This is a genomic window from Clostridioides sp. ZZV14-6345, assembly GCF_020657775.1.
Lineage (GTDB): Bacteria > Bacillota > Clostridia > Peptostreptococcales > Peptostreptococcaceae > Clostridioides > Clostridioides difficile_D.
This window is the reverse complement of record NZ_JAGWCX010000050.1, coordinates 22,712-29,749: the sequence shown is the minus strand read 5'-3', so window position 1 is coordinate 29,749 and position 7,038 is coordinate 22,712. Positions and strand designations below refer to the sequence as shown.

The following is a 7,038-nucleotide window of genomic DNA, read 5'->3' as shown; positions in this document are numbered from 1 at the left end:
AATTAATTTGTATCCTTATTTTGATTTTGTAATCAACTATATGAAATTAAAATATTTTTATGTATTTAATTTTTACAATAAAAATATTTTATTCAATTTTTATACAGTTTCTACCTTCTTATCTGTCATTATTTGAGTATATATATTTAAATTTATTAATACATTATAATACTCATTAAAACTTGTACCGTTTTATGAGATACACCATTTTCAAAAAATCTAGTTCAATAAGTTTTTCTAAGATAGTGAAACTTTATAAACTCTATATCTAAGTTATTTAGTATAGATTTTAGATTCCTTAAAGGTCTTTTATTATTTATAAGGGGAGTTAATTTATTGAAAAACTCTCAATTATTATTTCTATATAATTTTCCAACTTTTAATATATCTGTATTTTGATTTACTTTATGTTATTTCAATTTATTTAAAATGTCTTTTGAAATAGGTACCATTCTGTAGGAATTTGATGTCTTTATTTTTTGATCTAATACCTTAAGTTCTATATCTACATTTTTATCTATAAAATATGTTATTTGAAGTGTTCTTTTAACTGTTAAATTGAATTTTTTTCTTATTGGTTTTCCATCTTCATTTTAAGCAATCATTATACGGGAACGCCAACCATATTTATATTTCATGATAGAGTTTTCTCCATTAGCTCCTTTAGTTGCCATTTTTAAACAGTTTCTTATATGATTTATAGTTATATCAATCAAAGAATGTAATACATTTCTCTAATAAGAATTTTATAACTTCAGAAGTTTCTAGTGTTTCATAGAAGCTTAGCAAATAGTCAAATATATACGAGCTTTAAGCATAATAAGTCAAGTAAATAGTCTTTATATAAATAACTTTGTAAATATAGTATCAGGAATAAAGAGAGAAAGAGTATTAAACCTAGTTTAGTTATAATGAATTACTCGAAAATTTTGGATTATGAAAGTAAAGAAGTAGGAGAAGTTAAACTTGCTGACTTATCAAGGCAAATAAAAAAGATGGTTTTAGATTTTAATATACCAGTTATTCAGCGTGCTCAATAAAATGATGAATAGCAGAAAAGATGCTAAAGAAATATTACTAGCTTGTTTACCAGAGTTATATAATATGCATAATAAACTATCAGAGGAATTATAGTATGTTTGGATTATTAGATAGAGGTATCTCATATATACATAAAGCTTTAGAATAATTTGGAGAAATAGAAAAAGCTATAGTACTTGGAAGTAGGGTTATGGATAATTATAAAAAAGGATAAGATATAGCTATAATTGGTGGAAATGTAACTAATAAGATTATTTTTAATTTGGATGATTATTTTAACAAAAAAGGAATTTACACTTTTAATAGATGCTAAATTCCTTTTTTGTTGCTTAAATAACACAATAGGGGGAGATTTAAAATTATAAGTAGAGAATAAGTTATAATTTTATATTTGCCATAATAATAGAGCCTACAGATATAGTGGTTAAGCCATATAAATTAAAGTTGCAAAATAAATTAAAATTAAAGTAAAAATAAATAGAAATTAAAGTAAAATAGATTTAAAATAAGAGTGAAAAGGTTTGCATTAAGTACTGGGTTAAAGTTTGAATTAAAGTACTTTTAAAGTGAGATATTACTAGAAACTTATTTACAATGGGGAGGAATATGTAATGAAAAGAGTAAAAAAGGGGATTGCCTTATTAGTGTTATCAAGTATTATGATTGGAACATTGAATGGTTGCACTAAAAATGATACGAGTACATCAGATGCGATTATAGTAAGTTTTTGGTCATCACCACAAAAAGTTCAATATGATTTTTGGGAAGGTAAGGCAAAAGAATTTAATAGTGAAGAAATAAAAATTAATGATAAAGTTGTGAAGGTAGAAGTACAGCAAATGCCTGAAACACCGTCATCAGAGGCGGGAATACAAAATGCTTTAGCTACAGATACAGCTCCAGCAATATCAGAAAATATAAATAGAGGTTTTGCAGCAACATTAGCAGATTCTGATGCAATATACAATTTAGAAGAAGAGGAATGGTTTAAAGCTGTAGTAAAAAATAAGGATATTAAAGACGTTATAGAAGGTTGGCAAATAGAAGGAAATCAATATGTTATTCCTCAGTATGTTAACCCAATGGTATTACAATGGAATTCAAAAGGATTAAAAGCATTAGGATATGATAATCCTCCAACAACAAAGGCAGAATTTGAAGAATTGATAACAACATTTAGAGCGAATAAAGATAAGATGAAAGAAGTTGGTGTAAGTCATATTATGTATAGAAATCAACTTATAAGACCGGATTTCTGGTGGGATAGATGGAATGATTTCCAAAACATTTATTTATCATTTAGTGGAGGAAAACCATGGGTTGAAGGTAATAAATTAGTTTTAGACAAAGAAGTAACAAAAGAAACATTTGAATTTTTTGGAACAATGGGAGATACTTTATTAACTCAAGAAATACCTAACTTATGGGCAGAAGAAAAACCTCAAGCATTATGTTCTATAGCAGCACCATGGGAAATCAGTGTTCTTAGAGAAGGTGGTAAGGTATATGGTGAAGATTATGTATTTGGTCCAATGATAGTGAAGAATGAAGGTGATACAGCATATAATTTTGCTGATTCAAAAGGTTTAGTTTTATACAAAGACGCAAATATTACAGATGAGATACATCAAGGTGCAGTGGAATTTGTTAAGTGGTTATACAGTGAAGAAAACTCTTCAAAAACTGATTTAGAATGGGTTCAAGCAACAACAATGTTACCTGTTAGAGGAGATTTAGTAGAAAATGATACATTCAAATCTTACTTGGATGAAAATGTTGAATTAAAAGCATTAGCACAAGAAGTGTCAAATGCGGTTCCAGGTATGCCACATGGAAAAATGGCTGAAATTCAAGAAGCTTTAGGTGGACCTTTAGCAGCATATATTGAAACAACATTGGGGTCAACTAGTCTAAAACCTACTGATGCAACTAAGTATGTTGATGAAGCATTTGACGCTATGAAGCAAGCTGGTGGATTGGAGTAAAGTCAAAAAGATAAAGCGAAAATAAGCTATCTTATTTTCGCTTTATTATAAAGGAGAGATGATAGATGAAGAAAAAAATACAAGGTTTAAGTAATAAAGGTGTAGTTTTAGGGTGGCTTTTCAATGTACCTTACTTGGTTTATTCTTTAATATATTTCTTAATTCCACTAGGATGGGCTATTTGGTTATCAACTACAGATTGGAATTTAATGTCTAGTAATAAAAACTTTGTAGGAATAAATAATTTTGTTAGATTGTTTAGTGATCCAAAAATAAAGGCAGCTTTTTTTAATTCGTTTAAATATCTAGTACCTATTGTTGTATTATCATTTGTTGTTGCAATGATTATTGCATTACTAGTTTATAACTTACCAGATAAAATAAAGGGCTTTATAGCTGTATTATTTTTTATACCCTATCTAACTTCAGGGGTAGCAGTATCAGTAGTAGTAAGATATTTTTTTAGTTACAATTCGGCTTTAAGTGTATTTTTAAGTGATAATGGAATTAATATCGATTGGTTTAGAGATTCTAGATGGGCTTTTGCTATAATTATAGGAATAATTGTTTGGAAAATGTCAGGTTATTATGCACTATTTATATTATCAGCATTAGAATCTATATCAGATGATGTGCATGATGCATGTAAAATAGATGGAGTTTATGGATTCAAAAAGTTTACAGGAGTAATATTGCCAATGATATTACCTACTTTAACAACAGTTTTAGTTTTAGCATCAGGTTTAGCGTTTGGGATATTTACTGAGCCATATTTATTAACTGGTGGTGGTCCTAATTTAGCAACTACAACTTGGCAACTAGAAATATACAATACATCATTCACCAACTTCCAATCTGGATATGGTGCTGCTATAGCAATAGCCAATGCGGTTCATATATTTGTAACTATTAAAATATTAAGTGTAGTTATGGATAAAATTAATGCTAAGTATGGAGCATAAAAATAAAGGGAGGTTGAGAATTATGAGCAATAAAAAGAAAGTAACTAAAATTTTAGTTGTAATAGCAACTTTAATAATATTAGCTATATCTTTATTCCCATATTACTATATGATAATTCAGTCATTTTCCTCATGGGAGCAAGTTGATAAAGTTATAGTGCCAACTAGCTTTGATTTAAGTAGCTATAAGTATTTGTTAGGTGGAACTAGTGGAGCAACTGCAAGTATGTGGATAAAGGCATTAATTAATTCATTTATAGTATCTTTACCTACAGCAATAATGTCAGTAGTAGTAGGTTTACTTGTTGGATACTCAGTATCAAAAATGAAAAAATTTAAAGGTGAAAAATTTATAATGAATACACTTTTATTCCAAATGTTCTTCCCAGTAATAATCCTATTAGTACCAAGATATATGTTAACAAAACCATTAACTAATACTTATATAGGAATGATAATACCACTATCAGTATCTATTTGGGGAATATTTATGTACATAAATTACTTTAAATCATTACCTAATGATGTATTTGAAGCAGCTAGAATAGATGGTGCTTCAGAATTAAGAATATTAGGTAGTATTGCATTTCCAGTAACAAAATCAGTTACAACAATAGTATTTTTATCTACATTTATGAGTAGATGGGGAGAACTTATGTGGGATATGTTAATTTCACCAAAGATAGATATGCAAACACTAAATGTTTTAATATCTACACAATTTAAACCTATGGGAAATTTACCAGGGCCAATGTATGCAGCTTCAGTGATATTAACATTACCGATAATAATTATGTTCCTTTGTTTTTCTAAACATTTTAAAGAAGGAATAAACTTTATGCTTAAATAGTAGGGGGAAAATAATGAATAATATAAATGTAATAAGAAGTAAAAATAATCCATTAATAAAAACAAGTGATGTAAAACCAAGTAGAAAAGATTTTAGAGTGGATGGTGTATTTAATTGTGGAGTTTGTAAATATAATAATGAATATATTTTACTTTGTAGGGTAGCAGAATCAGTTAAAGTTGATTTAGATAAGGAAGTAAAGGTTCCTATAGTAGTTAATAAGGAAGGAGAAGATATTATAGAAGTAATATCTTTTAATAAGGATGTAGATATACAATATGACTACTCAGACCCACGTTCTTTATGGACAATAGATAATAAAGGAGCTAAAAAAATAGCGTATTTGACATCATTATCACACATTAGAGTAGCAAGGTCAAAAGATGGAGAAAACTTTAAAATAGATGATGAACCATTTATAAAACCAATAGCATCAGAAGAAGAATGGGGAATAGAAGACCCAAGGATAACTGAAATAGATGGAATTTACTATATAAATTATACATCAGTAACAAGAAATGGGGCAGCAACATCATTAGTATCTACTAAAGATTTTATTAGCTATGAAAGACATGGTATAATATTTGCACCTGAAAATAAAGATGTAACTATTTTCCCTGAAAAAATAGATGGAAAGTATATTGCATATAATAGACCTGTACCTTATTCAATAGGTACACCTGATATGTGGATAGCAGAATCTCCAGATTTAATACACTGGGGTAAGCAAAAATATTTTTATGGTGTAACAAATAAAGATTCTTGGGAAAATGGAAGAGTTGGTGGTGGGGCAGTACCATTTTTAACTGAAAAAGGATGGGTTAAAATTTACCATGCAGCAGATAGGAATAATAGATATTGCTTAGGAGCATTCCTACTTGATAAAAATAATCCATGTAAAATATTATCGAAGACAAATAAGCCTATACTAGAGCCTGATGCAGATTATGAAAGAGAAGGATTCTTTGGAAATGTAGTATTTACATGTGGATGTGTATTTGAAGATGGGTTTGTAAAGATATATTATGGTGCAGCAGATGATAAAGTTTGTAGAGCGGATATAAGGATTGAAGATATATTTGCAATGTTAGAGATTTAATGAAATCAAAGGCTATTGGTTGATTTATTGACCAATGGCCTTGAATTATATAGAATTTGGAGTGTCAATTTATGAGAAGAATAACAATGAAGGATATATCAAATAGATTAGATATATCTATAAATGCGGTATCTTTAGCTTTAAATAATAAGGTAGGTGTAAGTGAAGAAACCAGAAAAATGGTATTAAATGTGGCAGAAGAACTAGGTTATTTAGAGAAATCTCCTAAATTTGTAAAATCATATGCACAAAAAAATATATGTGTAATCATTAAAAAAATTTACTTTGAAGACAATACTTTTTATTCTAAGGTAATGAAAGGAATAAGTGATGAAGCTAGTAAAAATAACTATGATATTATAACTTGTATAAAGGATGATTCAAAAAATATTCCTAGCTGTATAGAAACAAAGAAGGTATGTGGAGTAGTAGTAATAGGAGCAATAGATGATGATTACTTATTTAAACTAAAACAATACAGTATACCAGTAGTATTAGTTGATCATGCATCATTACTTTATAATACTGATAGTATACTTACAGATAATAAAATGGGTAGTTTTAAAATAACAAAATTACTTTTTGATAAAGGATATGAAAAGATAGGATTTTTTGGGGATTTGGAATATTCATTGAGTGTTAAGGAGAGACATTTTGGTTATAAAGAGGCTATTAAGAAATTTGCATCAGCAGAAAGTAATGTAAAAGAGGATATACATAAATATTCAATTTTAAATGATATAGAAGAATATATATTAAATGGAGAGCATAAAAAAATTCAAGAAATTATAGAAAATATAGATACATTACCAGAAGCATTTGTATGTTCTAATGATAATGCAGCTATTATGTTGATTACTTCATTGGCAGACTTAGGGTATAAAGTTCCAAAGGATATTGCAGTGGTTGGATTTGATGATATAGCTATGAATTCACTGCTAGTTCCAAAATTAACCACAGTAAGAGTAAATAAGGAACTTATGGGAATGAAAGCTGTTAAACGATTGCTTTGGAGATTAAACAACAAAGAAGAGATGACCGAGAATTTGGTTATGGGTGTGGAAGTTATAGAACGAGCTAGCTGTTAAAATGAACTTTGGA

Annotated in this window: 7 protein-coding genes; 6 read left to right on the top strand and 1 reads right to left on the bottom strand. The window is 28.3% G+C overall.

Annotation, left to right across the window (positions count from 1 at the left end):
- Positions 1-593 precede the first annotated feature (593 nt).
- Complete coding sequence (locus KGF39_RS19940; RefSeq protein WP_255643380.1) at positions 594-716, bottom strand: hypothetical protein; 123 nt, start codon at positions 714-716, stop codon at positions 594-596.
- Positions 717-911: 195 nt separating this feature from the next.
- Here KGF39_RS19940 and KGF39_RS19935 point away from each other — a divergent pair, with 195 nt between their 5' ends.
- The 6 genes from KGF39_RS19935 (at position 912) to KGF39_RS13470 (ending at position 7,025) form a co-directional block, all read left to right on the top strand.
- The gene (locus tag KGF39_RS19935; RefSeq protein WP_255643378.1) at positions 912-1,040 is read left to right on the top strand and encodes a hypothetical protein; all 129 of its coding nucleotides are present in this window, start codon (positions 912-914) and stop codon (positions 1,038-1,040) included.
- Between the two features lie 612 nt (positions 1,041-1,652).
- A complete protein-coding gene (locus KGF39_RS13490) occupies positions 1,653-3,026 on the top strand; it encodes an ABC transporter substrate-binding protein (protein WP_227822698.1) in 1,374 nt (457 codons plus the stop codon).
- A 65-nt stretch (positions 3,027-3,091) separates the two neighbouring features.
- The gene (locus KGF39_RS13485; RefSeq protein ID WP_227822697.1) at positions 3,092-3,988 is read left to right on the top strand and encodes a carbohydrate ABC transporter permease; all 897 of its coding nucleotides are present in this window, start codon (positions 3,092-3,094) and stop codon (positions 3,986-3,988) included.
- A 22-nt stretch (positions 3,989-4,010) separates the two neighbouring features.
- Entirely contained in the window at positions 4,011-4,838 is an 828-nt protein-coding gene (locus KGF39_RS13480; protein ID WP_227822696.1) for a carbohydrate ABC transporter permease, read from the top strand.
- 13 nt (positions 4,839-4,851) lie between these two features.
- Complete coding sequence (locus KGF39_RS13475; RefSeq protein WP_227822695.1) at positions 4,852-5,937, top strand: glycoside hydrolase family 130 protein; 1,086 nt, start codon at positions 4,852-4,854, stop codon at positions 5,935-5,937.
- 71 nt (positions 5,938-6,008) lie between these two features.
- Entirely contained in the window at positions 6,009-7,025 is a 1,017-nt protein-coding gene (locus tag KGF39_RS13470) for a LacI family DNA-binding transcriptional regulator (RefSeq protein ID WP_227822694.1), read from the top strand.
- Positions 7,026-7,038 lie beyond the last annotated feature (13 nt).